This is a genomic window from Streptomyces sp. NPDC058632 (assembly GCF_042717095.1).
Classification (GTDB): domain Bacteria; phylum Actinomycetota; class Actinomycetes; order Streptomycetales; family Streptomycetaceae; genus Streptomyces.
The window spans coordinates 18255-35250 of record NZ_JBHXQZ010000083.1; the positions used below are offsets into that span (position 1 = coordinate 18255).

The 16996-nt window shown below is 72.4% G+C and carries 17 protein-coding genes; 11 read left to right on the forward strand and 6 right to left on the reverse strand.

The window, feature by feature from the left end:
* Positions 1–304: 304 nt before the first annotated feature.
* The gene (locus ACFWVE_RS26825; protein ID WP_384018947.1) at positions 305–1213 is read left to right on the forward strand and encodes a glycoside hydrolase family 19 protein; all 909 of its coding nucleotides are present in this window, start codon (positions 305–307) and stop codon (positions 1211–1213) included.
* Positions 1214–1334: 121 nt separating this feature from the next.
* The gene (locus tag ACFWVE_RS26830; protein WP_384018950.1) at positions 1335–2714 is read left to right on the forward strand and encodes a phospholipase; all 1380 of its coding nucleotides are present in this window, start codon (positions 1335–1337) and stop codon (positions 2712–2714) included.
* Positions 2715–2764: 50 nt separating this feature from the next.
* Here the strand turns inward: ACFWVE_RS26830 and ACFWVE_RS26835 are convergent, their stop codons facing one another.
* Positions 2765–3226 carry a pyridoxamine 5'-phosphate oxidase family protein gene (locus ACFWVE_RS26835; protein ID WP_384018953.1) on the reverse strand — a complete coding sequence of 154 codons (462 nt, stop codon included), beginning with the start codon at positions 3224–3226 and terminating at the stop codon, positions 2765–2767.
* 164 nt (positions 3227–3390) lie between these two features.
* Here ACFWVE_RS26835 and ACFWVE_RS26840 point away from each other — a divergent pair, with 164 nt between their 5' ends.
* Both ACFWVE_RS26840 and ACFWVE_RS26845 read left to right on the forward strand, forming a co-directional pair.
* Positions 3391–3783 carry a VOC family protein gene (locus ACFWVE_RS26840; RefSeq protein ID WP_384018956.1) on the forward strand — a complete coding sequence of 131 codons (393 nt, stop codon included), beginning with the start codon at positions 3391–3393 and terminating at the stop codon, positions 3781–3783.
* Between the two features lie 93 nt (positions 3784–3876).
* Positions 3877–4953 carry an adenosine deaminase gene (locus ACFWVE_RS26845; protein ID WP_384018959.1) on the forward strand — a complete coding sequence of 359 codons (1077 nt, stop codon included), beginning with the start codon at positions 3877–3879 and terminating at the stop codon, positions 4951–4953.
* Here the strand turns inward: ACFWVE_RS26845 and ACFWVE_RS26850 are convergent.
* Together ACFWVE_RS26850 and ACFWVE_RS26855 are read right to left on the reverse strand one after the other, a co-directional pair.
* Positions 4935–5450, reverse strand: coding sequence for a DUF664 domain-containing protein (locus ACFWVE_RS26850; protein WP_384018962.1), 516 nt, complete (start codon positions 5448–5450; stop codon positions 4935–4937). The genes ACFWVE_RS26845 and ACFWVE_RS26850 overlap by 19 nt on opposite strands.
* 132 nt (positions 5451–5582) lie before the next feature.
* Positions 5583–6467: a LysR substrate-binding domain-containing protein gene (locus ACFWVE_RS26855; protein ID WP_384018965.1), complete on the reverse strand. Its 885-nt coding sequence runs from the start codon at positions 6465–6467 to the stop codon at positions 5583–5585.
* Positions 6468–6624: 157 nt separating this feature from the next.
* On the opposite strand from ACFWVE_RS26855, the gene mgrA reads away from it, so the two are divergent.
* From mgrA to ACFWVE_RS26880, 5 genes are all read left to right on the forward strand, one after another.
* Positions 6625–7617 carry an L-glyceraldehyde 3-phosphate reductase gene (gene mgrA, locus ACFWVE_RS26860; RefSeq protein WP_384018968.1) on the forward strand — a complete coding sequence of 331 codons (993 nt, stop codon included), beginning with the start codon at positions 6625–6627 and terminating at the stop codon, positions 7615–7617.
* A 294-nt stretch (positions 7618–7911) separates the two neighbouring features.
* Positions 7912–8322, forward strand: a complete 411-nt coding sequence (locus ACFWVE_RS26865; RefSeq protein WP_384018971.1) for a hypothetical protein — start codon at positions 7912–7914, stop codon at positions 8320–8322.
* A gap of 67 nt (positions 8323–8389) precedes the next feature.
* Positions 8390–10720, forward strand: a complete 2331-nt coding sequence (locus tag ACFWVE_RS26870) for an FHA domain-containing protein (protein WP_384018974.1) — start codon at positions 8390–8392, stop codon at positions 10718–10720.
* Between the two features lie 7 nt (positions 10721–10727).
* Positions 10728–11330 carry a hypothetical protein gene (locus ACFWVE_RS26875; RefSeq protein WP_384018977.1) on the forward strand — a complete coding sequence of 201 codons (603 nt, stop codon included), beginning with the start codon at positions 10728–10730 and terminating at the stop codon, positions 11328–11330.
* Positions 11327–12418, forward strand: coding sequence for a serine/threonine-protein kinase (locus ACFWVE_RS26880; protein WP_384018980.1), 1092 nt, complete (start codon positions 11327–11329; stop codon positions 12416–12418). Before ACFWVE_RS26875 ends, ACFWVE_RS26880 begins: the two co-directional genes overlap by 4 nt.
* Positions 12419–12493: 75 nt before the next feature.
* Here ACFWVE_RS26880 and ACFWVE_RS26885 read toward each other — a convergent pair whose 3' ends face one another.
* Complete coding sequence (locus ACFWVE_RS26885) at positions 12494–13759, reverse strand: streptophobe family protein (protein ID WP_384018983.1); 1266 nt, start codon at positions 13757–13759, stop codon at positions 12494–12496.
* A gap of 168 nt (positions 13760–13927) precedes the next feature.
* Between ACFWVE_RS26885 and ACFWVE_RS26890 the strand changes: the two genes are divergently transcribed.
* Positions 13928–15160, forward strand: coding sequence for a DUF6777 domain-containing protein (locus tag ACFWVE_RS26890; protein ID WP_384018986.1), 1233 nt, complete (start codon positions 13928–13930; stop codon positions 15158–15160).
* 15 nt (positions 15161–15175) lie between these two features.
* Here ACFWVE_RS26890 and ACFWVE_RS26895 read toward each other — a convergent pair whose 3' ends face one another.
* A complete protein-coding gene (locus ACFWVE_RS26895) occupies positions 15176–15607 on the reverse strand; it encodes a PRC-barrel domain-containing protein (protein WP_384018990.1) in 432 nt (143 codons plus the stop codon).
* Positions 15604–16188, reverse strand: a complete 585-nt coding sequence (locus ACFWVE_RS26900) for a PRC-barrel domain containing protein (RefSeq protein WP_384018993.1) — start codon at positions 16186–16188, stop codon at positions 15604–15606. Before ACFWVE_RS26900 ends, ACFWVE_RS26895 begins: the two co-directional genes overlap by 4 nt.
* A 161-nt stretch (positions 16189–16349) precedes the next feature.
* On the opposite strand from ACFWVE_RS26900, the gene ACFWVE_RS26905 reads away from it, so the two are divergent.
* The gene (locus tag ACFWVE_RS26905; protein ID WP_384018996.1) at positions 16350–16805 is read left to right on the forward strand and encodes an ATP-binding protein; all 456 of its coding nucleotides are present in this window, start codon (positions 16350–16352) and stop codon (positions 16803–16805) included.
* Positions 16806–16996: the final 191 nt, after the last annotated feature.

The following is a 16996-nucleotide window of genomic DNA, read 5'->3' on the forward strand; positions in this document are numbered from 1 at the left end:
TATTTTCCCTTTATGTGTAGAGATTGATGCCTGCGGTTGCCGAACGCGCCTTCCGGCCGATGTGTGCGGCGTGCGTGGCGTGCGTGGCGGGTTCGGCGGGCGCTTCCGGGGCGGGGCGGCGGGGCCGGTTCGTCCGGCCGGCCTACACCCTTGACTGGTACATACCAATGCGGTTGAGTGTGCCCGACACCCCCCACCACGGCCGCCCCCACCCCGTGACCGGCTCCGCCGGTGCGTGCGGCGAGACCCCGCTCAGGCATGTCGCCGCCCGGGAACGGCCGTGTCCCGCAAAGGAGTTGATCCCTTGACGAGACGCCGCATCTCCTCCGTCCTGGCCGCCGTCGTCATCGCCGCCGGCGTACCCGTGCTGCTCCCCGCCGCGACCGCTTCGGCCGCTCCCGCCGCGGCGGCCGCCGCGTGTTCCAGCTATCCGAACTGGGTGGCCGGGCAGTGGTACAACGCCGGTGACATCGTTCGCTACACCGACGGCCGGGCCTACATCGCCGAGCACGGCAACCCGGGCTACGACCCCGTCATCAGCACCTGGTACTGGGAGCCGTACTCCTGCGACAACGGCCCCGGAACGCCGGTCGGCAACTTCGTCGTGACCGAGGCGCAGTTCAACCAGATGTTCCCGAACAGGAACCCCTTCTACACCTACAGCGGTCTCACCGCCGCCCTGAGCGCCTACCCCGGCTTCGCCAACACGGGCAGCGACGCGGTGAAGAAGCAGGAGGCCGCCGCCTTCCTCGCCAACGCCAGCCACGAAACCGGCGGTCTGGTCCACGTGGTGGAGCAGAACACCGCCAACTACCCGCACTACTGCGACTGGAACCGGCCCTACGGCTGCCCGGCCGGCCAGGCCGCCTACTACGGTCGCGGGCCGATCCAGCTGAGCTGGAACTTCAACTACAAGGCCGCGGGCGACGCGTTGGGCCTCGACCTGCTGGGCAACCCCTGGCTGGTGCAGAACGACTCCTCCGTGGCCTGGAAGACGGCCCTGTGGTACTGGAACACCCAGACCGGTCCCGGCTCCATGACCCCGCACAACGCCATGGTCAACCAGGCCGGCTTCGGCCAGACGATCCGCAGCATCAACGGCTCCCTGGAGTGCGACGGCCGCAACCCCGCACAGGTGCAGAGCAGGGTGACCAAGTACCAGCAGTTCACCCAGATCCTCGGGACGTCACCCGGTGGCAACCTGTACTGCTGACGCAGGACGGGCGGGCATGATGTCATGCCCCTGACTATCTGTGACCCGGCCCCGTGCCGTCCGCGTTCCCCCGCGTACGTGGACGGCACACGGCCGTCCTCCGGAACGAAGGGCACCCGTCATGCGCACCCCCCACGCCCTGCTCGCCACGACCGTCACGACGACCGCGCTGGTCGCGGCGGTCGTGGCACCCACCCCCGCCGCCGGGGCCGACGCGGTACCCGCGCCCGGCACCTTCTACGTACAGAGCGCCGCCACAGGGCTCAACGCCGCCGGCAACGCCGGAGCCGTCGAACAGCACCGGCCCCGTGGCGACGAGGACCACCAGCAGTGGAACCTGAGGGCGAACGGCACCACCCACCTCCTGGAGAACACGGACACCCCGGGCACCTGCCTCGGCCGCGTCGGCGACCAGGCCAGGACAGTCCCCTGCACCGGCGGGGACGCGGCCTGGGCCGTCGTCCCCGCCGGTGCCGACCGGTACACGCTCACCGCCCCCGGCACCGACCGGCGCCTCGCGGTCGCCCCCAGACCCTCCGGCGCCAACCACCCCGCCCGACTCGCCGTCGCCGAAGGTTCCCCGGACCTCGCCCAGTGGTATCTGACTCCGGTCTCTCCCGTGACCCGGCCCATGCCGCCCCAGGGCGGCCGCACCCTGGACCAGGTCACCTTCCTCACCTCGCACAACGCCTACGCCAACGGAGTCGACGGCGGCTTCGCCCCGCCCTTCGTCAACCTCTTCCCCAACCAGACGCGCGGCATCGAGCGCCAACTCGCCGACGGAGTACGCGGATTCATGCTGGACATCCACCAGACCCCGGACGGCGCGATCCTCTGCCACAACAGCTGCACCCTGGTCAGCAGGCCCGTCGCGCTCTGGGTCGACCTCCAGCGCATGGTCGACTTCCTCGAGGCCCATCCCGACCAGGTCGTCACCGTGTTCCTGGAGGACTACGTCGACCCGGGCGTGCTGCGTGCCGAACTCGCCCGCGTCAACGGCCTGTCGGACATGCTCTACCGTCCGGACCGCACCGGAGTGCGGGAGAACGGCTGGCCGACGATGGCGGACCTGGCCGCAGCCGGAAAGCGCCTGCTGATCTTCAGCGACCACAGCCGCTCCGCCGACCAGTCCGCCGGGCTGACCCGGGACAGCTTCGGCGTCATGTACCAGCGTGAGTGGACCGTCGAGAACCACTGGTCCATGGGCTCGGGCGTCGGCGCCTCCGACTGGTCCTGCTTCAGCCGCTGGTACGACGCCGGTACCAATGTCCCGCTCACCCGCACCGAGCCGGGGTTCCGTCCCCTGTTCGTCATGAACCACTTCCGGGACGCTCCGATCGCCGGCACGGCCGGCACGGACAACGGCAAGCTCGCCGACCGCGCCCGCAGGTTCTGCCAGCCCGCCGCCCGCAAGAAGCCCAACTTCCTCGCCGTGGACCGCTACGACCTCGGCAACCCGGCGGCCGCCGTCGACGCCCTCAACACGTACGTGTATCCGTAACCCGGTGCGGGACAAGGAGGGCCGATACGGGTCCGGCGCCGCGACGCCCCTTACGCCAGCCAGATTCCGTCCCGCATGAGATGCCGCTCCGGTAGTTCGTGTTCCTCGCACCAGGCCTGCACTGCCCGGGGGCGTACCCGGAAGAACGCGCAGTCGGGCCGGTCCACGCGCGGATCCCAGCCGGTCTTCTGCCGGAACGCCTCCGCCGCCACCGACGGCACCTCCCGCGCGTCGTACGTCTCCACCCCGCCGTCGATCAGGACGACGTCCCGCGTATCGCCGAACGCCAGCCGGGTCCGGCCGACCTCCCGCAGATTGCGGCCGGTGGGGTTGGCCGTCCGGGTCGCCAGCCAGACGGCCTCGCCGTCCCACGCGAACCACAGCGGCACCAGACAGGGCAGTCCCTCGGTGTCCGCCGAGGCCACCCAGATGTCCGTCTCCCGCTCCAGGCGGTCCAGGACATCCCTTCTGCGCTGCTCCCGACTCCGCTGCGGTGGCCCGGTGATCTCCATCCGCGGACGGTAGCCGAGCGACCTGCCCGGACGCCTCGGGCTGCCGTCGTAGGTCCTCGGGCCCAGGGCCGGGGCGTTGCCGGGAGCGGGACTGGCGCACGTCGACGTTTTACGTATAACCTCTGCCGGTCGATCCCATCCCCCGCACTTTTGGAGAGGTCCCGATGAGGCGTGTCGCCCTGGTCACCCTCGTCGTCGACGACTACGACGAGGCCATCCGCTTCTACACCGAGGCCCTCGGATTCCGCCTGGCCGAGGACATCCCCCGGCCCGACGGCTCCCGCTGGGTCGTCGTCGAACCGGATGCGGGGACCACCGGTACCGGCCTGCTGCTCGCCCGCGCCAAGGGCGACGACCAGCGCGCCCGGACCGGTGACCAGACCGGTGGGCGCGTCGGTTTCTTCCTGCACACCGACGACTTCGCCCGCGACCACGCCCGGATGACGGCCTCGGGCGTGACCTTCCTGGAAAGGCCGCGCCACGAGCCGTACGGCACGGTCGCCGTCTTCCAGGACCTCTACGGCAACCGCTGGGACCTGCTCCAGCCCGCCGACTGACCCCGCACGCAGGCAGCGGCACCGCACCGATGCCGCCCTCCGCTCCGCCACAGACCCCACCACCGACACCGAACCGCCGAGGAACGTCCGCCCATGACCGCGCCCCGCATCACCCCCGACACCGACACCCTCCGCCGGCTGCCCAAGGCCGTGCTGCACGACCACCTCGACGGCGGGCTGCGTCCCGCCACCGTGGTGGAACTCGCGGACACGGTCGGCCACACCCTGCCCACCACCGACCCCGACGAACTCGCCGCCTGGTACGTCGAGGCCGCCGGCTCCGGTGACCTGGTGCGTTACATAGCCACCTTCGAGCACACCCTCGCCGTCATGCAGACCCGCGAGGGACTGCTGCGCACCGCCGAGGAGTACGTGCTCGACCTCGCCGCCGACGGCGTCGTCTACGGCGAGGTCCGCTACGCCCCCGAGCTGATGACGAAGGGCGGACTGACCCTGCCCGAGGTGGTCGAGGCCGTGCAGGAGGGCCTCGCGGCCGGCATGGCCAGGGCCGCCGCGGCAGGGACACCGGTGCGGGTCGGGACGCTGCTGTGCGGCATGCGGATGTTCGACCGGACGCGGGAGATCGCCGACCTGGTGGTGGCGTTCCGGGACGCCGGGGTCGTCGGCTTCGACATCGCCGGCGCCGAGGACGGCTTCCCCGCCGCCGATCACCTGGACGCCTTCGAGTACCTGCGCCGCGAGAACGTGCCCTTCACCATCCACGCCGGCGAGGCCCACGGCCTGCCCAGCATCCACCAGGCCGTCCAGCGGTGCGGCGCCCAGCGCATCGGTCACGGCGTGCGGATCACCGAGGACATCGTCGACGGCAAGCTCGGCCGGCTCGCGGGCTGGGTCCGCGACCGCCGGATCGCGCTGGAGATGTGCCCCACCTCCAACCTCCAGACCGGCGCCGCCGGTTCGATCGCCACGCACCCCGTCACCACGCTGAAGGACCTCGGCTTCCGGGTCACCCTCAACACCGACAACCGGCTCGTCTCCGGCACCACCATGACCCGTGAGATGTCCCTGCTGGTCGAGCAGGCCGGCTGGACCCTCGAGGACCTGCGGACCGTCACGGTCAACGCCGTCAAGAGCGCGTTCCTCCCGTTCGACGAGCGCAAGGCCCTGCTCGAAGACGTGGTCCTGCCCGGCTACGACTCCGTACGCTGAAGCAGCCCCCGTACGTAGGCGGCCTGTCCGGCGTGCTGGAGATCGTCGGACAGGACGCTGACCAGGCGTACCCCCAGGCTCACCGGCGGATCCCAGCGCTCGTCCACGACCCGCGCCAGGTCCTCGGCGGCCAGTGCGCGCAGGGCGTCCAGCGTCTGCCCGTGCACCGCGTCGTAGTAGCCGGTCAGCAGGTCGCCCGAGTCGACCCGTACCCCGGCGGCCTGCTCCGGGGTGTGGCCGTATCCGGTGTCGTGGCGGGGCAGACCGAGCGCGAACCGCCTCTCGAAGTTCTGCGCGAGCCACACCTGGTCGAGCCCGAAGGCGTCCGCGACATGGTCGTCCTGGACCCGGGTGAGGTGCCAGACCAGCCAGGCGACGGAGTTGGCGCCCTGGGCCGGAGGGGTGTTCAGGGCGTCGGGGCCGAGTCCGGCCACGGCGGCGTGTACCTCTTCGCGGATGCGGCCGTAGCCCTCGATGAGGATGTCCTTGGCAAGCATGGGACCACCCTCGCGCATCCCGCCCCGACACGCCCTGTTCTCCGCAGTCCGCGCCCCGCCGACCGTACGCGTACGCGCCCGGCGGACCCGACCCGTACGCGCGCACCGCCCTTCCGCCCGCACCGGTCGTCCCTACGTCTCCCCGCTGTCCAGCAGGGCCATCAGCGCCCGCGCCGCAGGGCTGGTGGCCTCCTCCGCCGGGACCAGCACCACGCTCTCGTACACCGACTCACCGGTGTCCTTCAGCGGCAGCGCGGTCAGTGCCGCGCGCTTGTGCCGGAAGTGCTGGGGGACGACGGCGATGCCGAGGTTCTCGTCGACCAGGTCCAGCAGGCTGTGCACGTCGTTCACCTCCAACGCGACCGTGCGCCGTACGCCCGCGGCGGTGAACGCCGTGTCGGTGGCACGGCGCGGGCCCCAGTCGGGATGGAAGTCCACGAACACCTCACCGCCCAGATCGTGCGGGGTCAGCGGCGCCCCGGCCCGCGCCAGCCGGTGATCGGGATGGCAGAGCACGGTCATCGGCTCACTGGTGAGCGCCACCGACCGCAACTGGTCGGGGTCGGCTTGGGTCCGGTAGGCGAAGGCCAGGTCGAGGCGGCCCGCCGCGACCTCCTCCGCCAGCGCCGCCGAGCCCCACTGCCGCAGCCGGATCTCCACGTTCGGATGGCGCCGCCGGAAATCGGCCAGCAGATCCGCCAGATCCACCCCGGCGATGCACTGCTCGGCGCCCAGGGCGAGCGTGCCGCGCAGCACCCCCTGCACCGCGGCCACCGCCTCGTGCGCCGCCCGTACCTGTGCCAGGATCCGCTCGGCCTCCACCAGCAGCGCCCGCCCGGCCTCCGTGAGCGTCACCCGCCGGGTGGTCCGTACGAACAACGGTGTCCGCAGCTCGCGCTCCAGGGAGCGGATCGAGGCCGACAGGCCCGACTGGGAGACCAGCAGCCGCTCCGCCGCCCGGGTGAAGTGCTGGTCCTCGGCGACGGCGACAAAGTGCTGAAGGTGACGCAGTTCCATGATTGAGAAGCGTATCCGCTGAATTCCATCGGATTCTTCTGTTGGACCGCTGCCCGCGGACCACGGCAGAGTGGAACCCCGGTTCTGGTTCCGGTTCTGGGGCCACGGAGCCGGACACCCGTGCCGCCCACCTGTGTGCCAACCCTCTGGAGTCGCGTTGTACACCCCACACCCCGGCCGTTACGCGGACCTGCCCTACCGGCGCACCGGACGCAGCGGCCTGAAGCTTCCCGCGCTCTCGCTCGGCCTGTGGCACAACTTCGGTCCCGACCGCCCCGCCGAGACCCAGCGCGCCATCCTGCGCCGCGCCTTCGACCTGGGCGTCACCCACTTCGACCTCGCCAACAACTACGGCCCGCCCCCCGGCGCCGCCGAGTCGGCCCTCGGCGAGGCCCTGCGCGCGGACTTCGCGCCGTACCGCGACGAGCTGGTGATCTCCACCAAGGCCGGCTACCTGATGTGGCCCGGTCCGTACGGCGAATGGGGCTCGCGCAAGTACCTGCTGTCCTCGCTGGACCAGAGCCTCGACCGGATGGGCCTCGACTACGTCGACATCTTCTACTCGCACCGCTTCGACCCCGACACTCCGCTGGAGGAGACGATGGGGGCCCTGCACTCGGCGGTGCAGCAGGGCAAGGCGCTGTACGTCGGCGTGTCCAACTACTCCGCGGAGCAGACCCGCGAGGCCGCCCGCATCCTCGACGGGCTGGGCACCCCGCTGCTGATCCATCAGCCCCGCTACTCGATGCTCGACCGGCGCCCGGAGGACGAGGGCCTGCTGGACGCCCTGGACGAGCTCCAGGTCGGTTCCATCGCCTATTCCCCGCTGGAACAGGGTCTGCTGACCGCCCGCTACCTCGACGGCATTCCCGAGGACTCCCGCGCCGCGAGCGACAGCCCGTTCCTGAACACCGACGCCGTCACCGGTGAGCTGGTGGAACGGCTGCGCACGCTGAACGTGATCGCCGAGTCCCGCGGCCAGACCCTCGCGCAGATGGCGCTCGCCTGGGTGCTGCGCGGCGGACGCGTGACCTCGGCCCTGGTCGGGGCGAGCAGCCCGCGACAGCTGGAGGACAGCGTGGCGGCCACCCGCAACCTCGACTTCGACGCGGACGAACTGGCCCGCATCGACGCCGTCGTCAAGCAGTAGGACCGGCCTTCGGGCCCGCCCTTCCCGGCCGCGCCGTCGACGTCGTGACGGCGCGGCCGGCGCCGTGTCAGGTCCGCCCCCTGCCGTGCACCGCAAACACACCATTCCGGCCGGAAGAAGGGGCGAATATGCCAGGAGAGTGGCCGGAAAGGGATGGTGACAGTGATTCGGCGGTGAACATACTCGACAACGAGAGCGCTTCACCCCGCGCGACGGCGCCCTCACACACAGCGCGCGACCCGCCGGAGAGCCGGCCCGGTCGGCCGACGGGCAACGCAACCGGGGGAGGGAATCGTGCACGACGAGTTCCTGTGCCACGTCACGGCGTACGGGGTATGCGACGGCCGCCGCATCGGTGTACCCCTCGGCACCTACCGCGCCCCCACCCTGGCCCTCGCCCTGTGGTGGCTGCGCGACCGCGCCTCCTGGATCGCCGAGCGGCTCGACCCGCAGCCCGAGGCCGAACACTTACCCCCGGGCGCGCTCGTCCCCGTCGCCGACGGCGTGCCCGACGTACCCGCCGTGCTGCGTGCCTGGTGCGGCGACGTCGCCCGACAGGAGGAAATGGCCGAGGCCCTGGCCGCCGGACAGATGGTGCGCCTCGCCACCGGCGACGACACCACCGAGTACGAGCTCCTGGCCGAATCCGTGGACGCCCTGCGGATGCAGCGCGCGGCCCCGGTGCTGGGCGTCCCCGTCGCCTGACCGCCCCCCGCCTCGCTCCCACCCGCCATGTCAGGCACTCGAACGGACCAATCGGTAGAATCCAGGCATGGTCGAGCGGCCGGTCGCACCGGAGCTCCTCGTGGAGACCGACAGCGGCTCCACCCTGATGAGCCCGGGCCGCGACTACCACGTCGGACGCGACCCGTTGAGCGACATCGTCATGGACGACGCCCGGGTCTCCTGGCATCACGCGGTGCTCCACCCCGAGGACGGCCACTGGATCCTCGAGGACGAGCGCAGTACCAACGGCACCTACACCGACGGCCACCGCGTACACGTGAGGGACGTCGGAGCAGGCAGCGTCATCCGCTTCGGCAGCCCCCAGGACGGACCGAGCGCCGTCCTGACCGACCGGCCGCCGCCCGCTCCCGAGCGCCTCTCCGCCGTGTCGAGCCCCGCCCTGACCGGCACCTACCGGAGGCCCACCACCGTACGGCCGCTGCCCACCCGCACCGTCAGCATCGGCCGCGCGGCCGACAACGACCTGGTCATCGCCGACCTCGTGGTCTCCCGCCGGCACGCCGAACTGCGGGCGCTGCCCGACGGGACGTACGAGATCGCCGACCTCGGCAGCCACAACGGCACCTATCTCAACGGCACGCCCGTCACCAGCGCCCCGGTCGGCCCCGGTGACATCGTCGGCATCGGCCACTTCGCGCTCTGCCTCGTCGGCGACGAACTCCAGGAGTACGTCGACACCGGCGAGATCTCCCTCGACGTGCAGGACCTCACCGTCACCGTGGACCGCGGCCGCAAGACCCTGCTCGACCACGTGTCGTTCCCGGTGGGGGAGAAGTGCCTGCTCGCCGTGGTCGGCCCGAGCGGCGCGGGCAAGTCCACCCTGCTGGGCGCCCTCACCGGACAGCGCCCCGCCGACCACGGCACCGTCCTCTACGACGGCCGGGACCTCTACCGCGACTACGCCGAACTGCGCCAGCGCATCGGCCTCGTCCCGCAGGACGACATCCTGCACGCCCAGCTCACCGTCCGCAGCGCCCTGTCCTACGCCGCCGAACTGCGCTTCCCGCAGGACACCGCCAAGGCCGAACGCCGTGCCCGGGTCGACGAGGTCATCCGCGAGCTCGGCCTGGAACAGCGGGCGAAGCAGCCCGTGCACGACCTCTCGGGCGGCCAGCGCAAACGCGTCAGCGTGGCCCTGGAACTCCTCACCAAGCCGTCCCTGCTGTTCCTCGACGAGCCGACCTCCGGTCTGGACCCGGGGATGGACCGCTCGGTGATGCACATGCTGCGCGCACTGGCCGACGACGGCCGCACCGTCATCGTCGTCACCCACAGCGTGCTCAGCCTGGACGTGTGCGACCGGCTCCTGATGCTCGCCCCCAAAGGGCGCGTCGCCTACTACGGGCCGCCCGAGGGCGCCCTCGCGTTCTTCGGGTTCGAACAGTGGCCGGAGGCCTTCGAGGCCTTCGAACGCGACCAGGACCGCGACTGGGCGGGTGCCTACCGCGACTCGCCCTTCCACGGCCGGTACATCGCCGACGCCACCGCCCAGCCCCGGCGGCGGACGGCCGGCCCGGTCGCCGTCGCCCCGCCGCCCCGGCCGCGCAGCCGCACCGCGCAGCTCGGCACCCTCGTACGCCGGTACACCGCCACGCTCGGCGCGGACCGCACCTTCCTCGCCATCATGATCGCGCTGCCCTTCGTGATGGGCGCGATGGCCCGCGCCCTGGCCGGAAGCACCCTGACGCAGAGCACCGCGATGAACGCGCTGCTCATCCTCTGCGTCGGCGCCGTGCTCACGGGCGCCGCCAACGCCGTACGGGAACTCGTCAAGGAGCGCCCGATCCACCGGCGTGAACGGGCCGTCGGCCTGTCCAGATCGGCGTACCTGATGTCGAAGATCATCGTGCTGGGCGCGGTCACCGTGCTGCAGGCGGTGGTGCTCACCCTGGTCGCCCTGCTCGGGGTCGACCTCGACGCACCCGGTGGCGAAGGCGTGTTGATGCCGCCTCTGGTGGAGATCACGACGGCCGTCGCCCTGCTCGGCTTCACCGCCATGATGCTCGGCCTGCTCGTCTCCGCGCTGGTGCGCAAGGAGGAGGTGACGATGCCGCTGCTGGTGCTGGTGGCCATCGTCCAGGTCGTGTTCTGCGGTGCCCTGCTGAGACTGGACGGCGTGCCCGTCCTGGAGCAGCTGTCCTGGCTGGTGCCCTCGCGCTGGGCGTTCGGCGCCATGGCCGGCACCGTGGACCTGGCAAGGATCTCCCCGGGGGAGACCACCGCGGACCCGCTCTTCCAGCACTCCCCGGGGGTGTGGCTGCTCGATGCGGCGATGCTGCTGGTCCTTTCGGCGCTGTTCGCGTTCGCCGTGTTGCGGCTGCTGCGCCGCCACGAACCCGCCGTGATGCGGAGGTAGCCGGCCCATGACGACCCCGTCCACGCCCGGATTCCGGCCCACCCATGTCGTGCCGGGCGACGGCATGCCTGCCTGGGAGGCGCCCGACCCCGCGGGGCCCACCGTCGGCCTCGACCCGTTGCTGCCGGTACGACTGGTCGAGCGGCGCGGGGACTGGGGACAGGTGCTGTGCTCCAACGGCTGGTCGGCCTGGGTCGACGGCCGCCTGCTGGTCGCGGTGCCCCAGGACCCGCCCGCCTCCGGAGCGCCCCTGGCCCGCACCGTCGACCCCCGGCCCCTGCTCACCCGGGCCGAGGAGGCACTGGCCGGCTACCGGGCCGCCGTCGAGGCACTGGCCGGCGGCGGGCTCGACGGCCAGGGCTTCCGCACACGTACCCGAGGGCTGCGCGTCGGCCTCGTCGTCGACGGGGAGTCCCTGTGGCTCTACGACTCCGACCACGGCCGCTGGGTCTACACCGACGGCACCCGGCTGCACACCTACGCCGCCGACGAACCGCCCCGCGCCGCCGAAGCCCCGGAAGCCGCCGGGTACGCCCCCACCCGGGTCGTTCCCGGCGAGCCCACCCGCGTCGTCAGCCCGGGCCCTTCCCCGGACCGTGACGTCCGATGACGCACGACACCAGCCTGTTCGCCGGCCGGCCCTCCGAGCTGACGGGACAGCAGGTCGCGGGCTACCGCATCGAGCGCGAGATCGGCCGGGGCGGCATGGCCGTCGTCTACCGCGCCCGGGACCTGCGCCTGGACCGCACGGTCGCCCTGAAACTGCTCGCCCCGGAACTCGCCCGCAACGACACCTTCCGCCGCCGCTTCACCCATGAGTCCCGCACCGCCGCCGCCATCGACCACCCGCACATCGTCCCCGTCTTCGAGGCCGGGGAGACGGACGGCATCCTCTACATCGCCATGCGGTACGTCGAGGGCAGCGACCTGCGCCACCTCCTCGACCGCGAGGGACCGCTGCCGTCCCCCACCGCGCTGCGCATCGCCGCACAGGTGGCCTCGGCGCTCGACGCCGCCCACGAGCACGGCCTGGTCCACCGGGACGTCAAGCCCGGAAACATCCTGGTCGCCCGCGGCACCGACAGCGACCACCCCGAGCACGTCTATCTCACCGACTTCGGCCTGACCAAGAAGTCCCTGTCCCTGACGGGGTTCACCACCGTCGGCCAGTTCGTCGGCACCCTCGACTACGTGGCTCCGGAACAGATCTCCGGGCGTCCGGTCGACGCCCGCTGCGACGTCTACGGGTTCGCCTGCGTCGTCCACGAGATCCTCACCGGTCGTCCGCCCTTCTGCCGGGACGACGACATGGCCCTGCTCTGGGCCCACCAGTACGACGATCCGCCGCCCCTGACCGCCGTACGCCCCGATCTCCCTCCGCAGACCGACGCCGTCCTCGCCAAGGCACTGGCGAAGAGCCCCGACGACCGGTACGCGTCCTGCCTGGACCTCGTCGCCGCTCTGCGCACCGCCGTCACGGGGGGCGGCACCACCACGACCGCCCCCGAGGGGCACCCCGCCACTCGCGTGGCCCTGCGCGGAAGCCGGAACGGGAGCACTGGTGGAGACGGAGACGGAGGCGGACACCGCACCGGTGGCCGGAGCGGAACCGGGCCGGCCGGGGGAGCGGCGGACCGGGACGCGCCGCAGCCCCCGCCGGCCTGGGCGGACCCGGTGTTCGGGCCGGTGCGGACCTAGGGAATGCTTTCGAGCGCCCCGCCCGGCCCGTCAGCCGTCCGCCCCGGTCAGCTGCCCGACTTCAGCTGCCCGACTTCAGCTGTCCGACCGGCTCCGGCGGCGCGTCCTTCGGGCCGGCAGCGCGCCCGCGAAGCCCGCCACCAGACCCCACAGGAGGGCCGGCCCCAGCGCGGCCGGCAGGCGTGGTTTCAGCAGGACCTGACCGGAGAGCCCCGTGCCCAGGTCGCCGATGCCGAGCACGGACAGGCCGAGCCGGGCGGAGATCCGGCCGACCAGACAGATCATCAGCACCGTCAGCGCGAGTGCCACCGCCAGGTGCACGGCGTGCTGCCAGGCCCGGACCCCGGCCGGTGACAGGGCCGCCACCACGAACGCCACGGCCAGCAGCAGGACCGCGTCGGCCACCGGCAGCCACCACACCCTGCCGTCGTGCTCGGCGAGCGTGCTCAGGTTCAGCGCCGAGACGTCCTCGGTGCGCAGCACCTCGTCGAGGACGTGCGGCATGGGCAGCCCGAAGGGGCCTTCCACCCTGCCGTCCCAGGTGGCGCCCAGTCCGATGGTCAGCGCGAGCCAGGTCACGTTGGGCAGACCGAGCAGGAGCACGGCGAACGTCTCCGCCGGGTGCCCCCGCGTCGCCGCGACGGCCAGTGCGATCACGACACCGATGACGACGAAGGCGAGCAGCAGGTGCAGCATCGCGTGCGCCGCGGGCCGTACCGCCGTCTGGAACCGGAGCAGCCGGCCCGGCAGCGGGGCGCCGCGCGACACCAGCAGGGCCAGCACCAGGACGCCCGCCACCCAGAGCAGGCCGATGAGTACGGTCAGCGGCACATCGGCGGCGAAGCCGACCTCGGGGGCGACCCCGAACAGATCACCGAGATCACCCAGGGCGCCTTCCCCGAGGGAGATCTCGAACGTGTGCCGGGCGGCGAACGCCAACCCGAGCAGGGCGATCAGCCACAGGGTGACGATCCTCGCGGCCCACCCGGCCAGCTCCGGCGCCCCGGCGACGGCCCGGTGGCGCAACGGACGCAGAAAGGCCCAGCCGATGAACAGGGCGCCGGTGAGGGTGACGGACAGCGGCATGACGGTCAGGCCGCCCTCCGTGCCGGCCAGGTCCCCCGCGTCGCCGGACAGGTCCACCGACCCGCCGACGGCCGTGACGACGGTCGCCGCGAGCACCTTGGGGAAGGAGCCGTCCGGGAGATCCGCGGCACCGGCCGCCCACAGTCCGAGCGCGGCCACGACGCCCATGGCGATCAGCCCGCCCAGCACCGTGACGAGGGCCTGCGCCCAGCCGTGACGGGCGATCGCCAGGTCGGCGAGGGTGCGTGAACTCACCCCTGCACGCTAAGCAGCCCTCACGCGGGACGCCTGCCGGGAGGTCCGTCCGCGTCGGCTTGCGGCGGGTACGCCACCGGAGCGCACAATGAAGCCATAACGGAAGAATCGTCATGTCGACATCGGCTTGATGGTTGTCTCCTGCAGCCGCGCTGGGAAGAAGGGCTCGTGAGCGTCGAACCGCCGTCCTCCGGCCGGCCCACCGGGCCCCCGTCCGGGCCGCTGTCCGGGGCCTCCCCGCCGTCGTCCTCGGGCCCGCCCCCGCCCCCGCCGGGCGGCGCGGGCGGGGGCACGGGGCCGGCCGGACGCGGCCGGCGGCCGTGGTGGAAGTCCGTACCCGGTCTAGGGGTGCTCGCCGCGGCCATGGCGGTGGCCGTGGTCCTCGCCGTGGTGCTCACCCGCACCGACGGAGGATCCGAGGCGGGCGGCGGGAGCGAGGTCTTCCTCCAGGCCGCGAACGAGACCGGCCCCGACCCGTTCACCGAATCGACGGCCGAGGACGGCTCCGCACCCCCCACGACCTCCGCCCCGCCCACCACCGAAGCCCCGCCCACCGGACCGGCGTCCGAGTCCTCCCCGGCCAACGCGGTGCGCGGTGTCCGCGGCAGCGAACCCGGCCTGTACGGCGGCACCCGCGACGTCGCCGCCTGCGACGTGGAGCAGCAGATCAGATACCTCCGGGAGGTGCCGGCGAAGAACGAGGCGTTCGCCTCGGTGGCCGGCGTCGACCCCTCCGAGGCCCCTTCGTACCTGCGCTCGCTGACCCCGCTGCACCTCCGGCTGGACACCAGGGTCACCAACCACGGATACCGCGACGGCGCCGCCACGGACTACCAGGCCGTCCTCCAGGCGGGCACGGCCGTGCTCGTCGACGACCGCGGCGTCCCCCGGGTCCGCTGCGCCTGCGGCAACCCGCTGACCGAACCGGTCGAACAGGCCGACCCCCGCTACACCGGCGACCCCTGGCCGGGCTACTCCCCCTCGAAGGTCGTCGTGGTCGACCCCGCTCCGCGGGACATCGAGAAGTTCGTGGTCCGCGACGCCGACGGCGGCTGGTTCGAGAGGAACCGGGGCGACACCGGCGGCGAGGACCACGCCACGAAGCCACCGGACGGGCAGAGCCCGTCACCGGATGACGCCGACCCCACGTCACCGTCGCCCGACACCTCCCCGTCGGCCCCCGGCTCCGGGCCGACGACGGGCGGGGACGATCCCCCCGGCGAGCCGCCGTCGAGCGAGCCCGGGGACAGCGATCCGACGACCGGCGAGCCGCCGCCGTCCGACCCCCCGGCGCCGCCACCGGTCGAGTCCGGCACCACGGACGACGCGCCGAACGGCACCACCGAGGACCTCACCGCGACGCCACGAACGACGCCGCAAGCGGTGCCGCCCAGGGCATGATCCACCACACCGGCCCTACCCGCGCGCTGCCCTGCGTCCTCGTACGACCAGAGCGTGGCCGCCCAGCCCCAGCAGCCGTTCGGCCGGCAGCTCGCCGATCGTCGTCAGGACCGCCTCGATACGGGCGGTGAGCGGATCGAACGCCGCGTCGAGCACGGTGCCGCGCTCCTCGCCGTCCTCGGTGAGCACCCTGCGGCCGATCAGCTCGTGATGCGGCGGGGCCGCGGCCAGCGCGGAGGACGGGACCGCGATCAGCATGTCCGGGCCGACGGCGTCCAGGGCGCCCCAGGCCAGCACGATCTCCCTGCGCAGCCGTCCACGCCGTACCCGTACATGCGTGACGGTGCCGGACGCCGCGTCGACTGTCAGCGCCCGTACGGCACCGAGCCGGAGCCCCTCGCCCGGGGTCAGCACCGGCAGGCCCCGCACCCGGGAGAACAGCATCACGGCAGTACGCCCGTCCGCCGGGCGCGGAACGCGCCGGCCCGGGCCACGAAGTCCGGCAGGTCGTCGGTGACGTGGGTGGTGGCGTGCGCGGGGACGACCAGCGACCGGCCGGAGACGGACAGCGCCTCACCGCGCGGCACGTACACCCGGTGCCGCCGGTGCCTCGAACCCGGCGCCGGGTCCCGGTGCGCGGCAAGCCGGAAGGCGACGATCCGGCCGCTGGTGCCTCCGTCGACCAGGACGTCGAGCACCGTGCCGAGCGCATCGCCCTCGTCGGTGAGGATCTGCGTGCCGAGCAGCCGCCCGCGCAGGGCGTCGCGGCGGGCCACCGACAGGGGCAGGTCGCACAGCGCCTCCTCGTCGCGGACCATGACCGCGTGAGGGCCGAGGGAGTGCACCGCCGGCCAGGGCAGGTCCCGGGACAGCGGGCCCGACAGCAGAGTCCGGCCGGTGAGGGTGAAGCCCGTGATGCAGCCGGCCACGGGGTCGAGGACGGTGTCCTTGACGTGGGCGACGGCGTCGCCGCCCAGCGTCACCACGGGCAGCGTCATCAGGCACCGCACCGCCAACAGCTCGCTCATCGGTCGCCCTTCCCGCCTGCACCGGAACCCGTTCCAGCCCCGCTGGAACGGGTTCCCGCTCTGTGGCGAGCCGAACACCGATCAGGGGACTGAGTAGCCGAACTCGGGGTAAGTGCACCAGTGCAGATCGTCCGGCAGCCCGGCTTCCCAGAGAGAACCGCATGACCGATCACCTGGACGGGGCAGTGATACCGACTGGTTTCGATGTACCCGTGGAACCGCTACGGCGGATAGCACACTTCACCGGCGAGCCGGGATGCATCGCCGAGGCACGCGCCTTCGCCGCGATGTTCCTCGAACAGCTCAGGACCGAGTGGTGCGCCACGATCGGCGAGCGGACCGACGGCGCTGCGCTGCTGGTCGTGAGCGAACTGGTCACCAACGCCGACCGGCACAGCAACGGCCCGTACATCCTGGAGCTCGAGGGTACGGACGAAGCGATCACGGTCGCCGTCTACGACAGCAGCGGCACACTGCCCCGCGTCTACCCCCGCGATCCCGAGCGCGTCGGCCGCCACGGCCTGGAGATCGTGCAGGCTCTGGTGCGCGACATCCTCGTGGAGCGGGTACCGGTCGGCAAGTGTGTCCGCGCGGTGCTGAGCCTCGACGCCGGCTGAACGTCACCGGCGGCCGTGGTGGCGCGTCCTCGGACGGTCTGCACTCACCGAACCCCGAACCCCGACACTCACCGAACCCCGACGCGACGGATGACGGCTGTGGGGCCCCGCCCCCGGGGGGCGGGGGCCGCGGGGGTGTTTAAACAAAAACCGCCCCCCCGCCGCCACAGAATAGATGTTTGGCGGGGGGT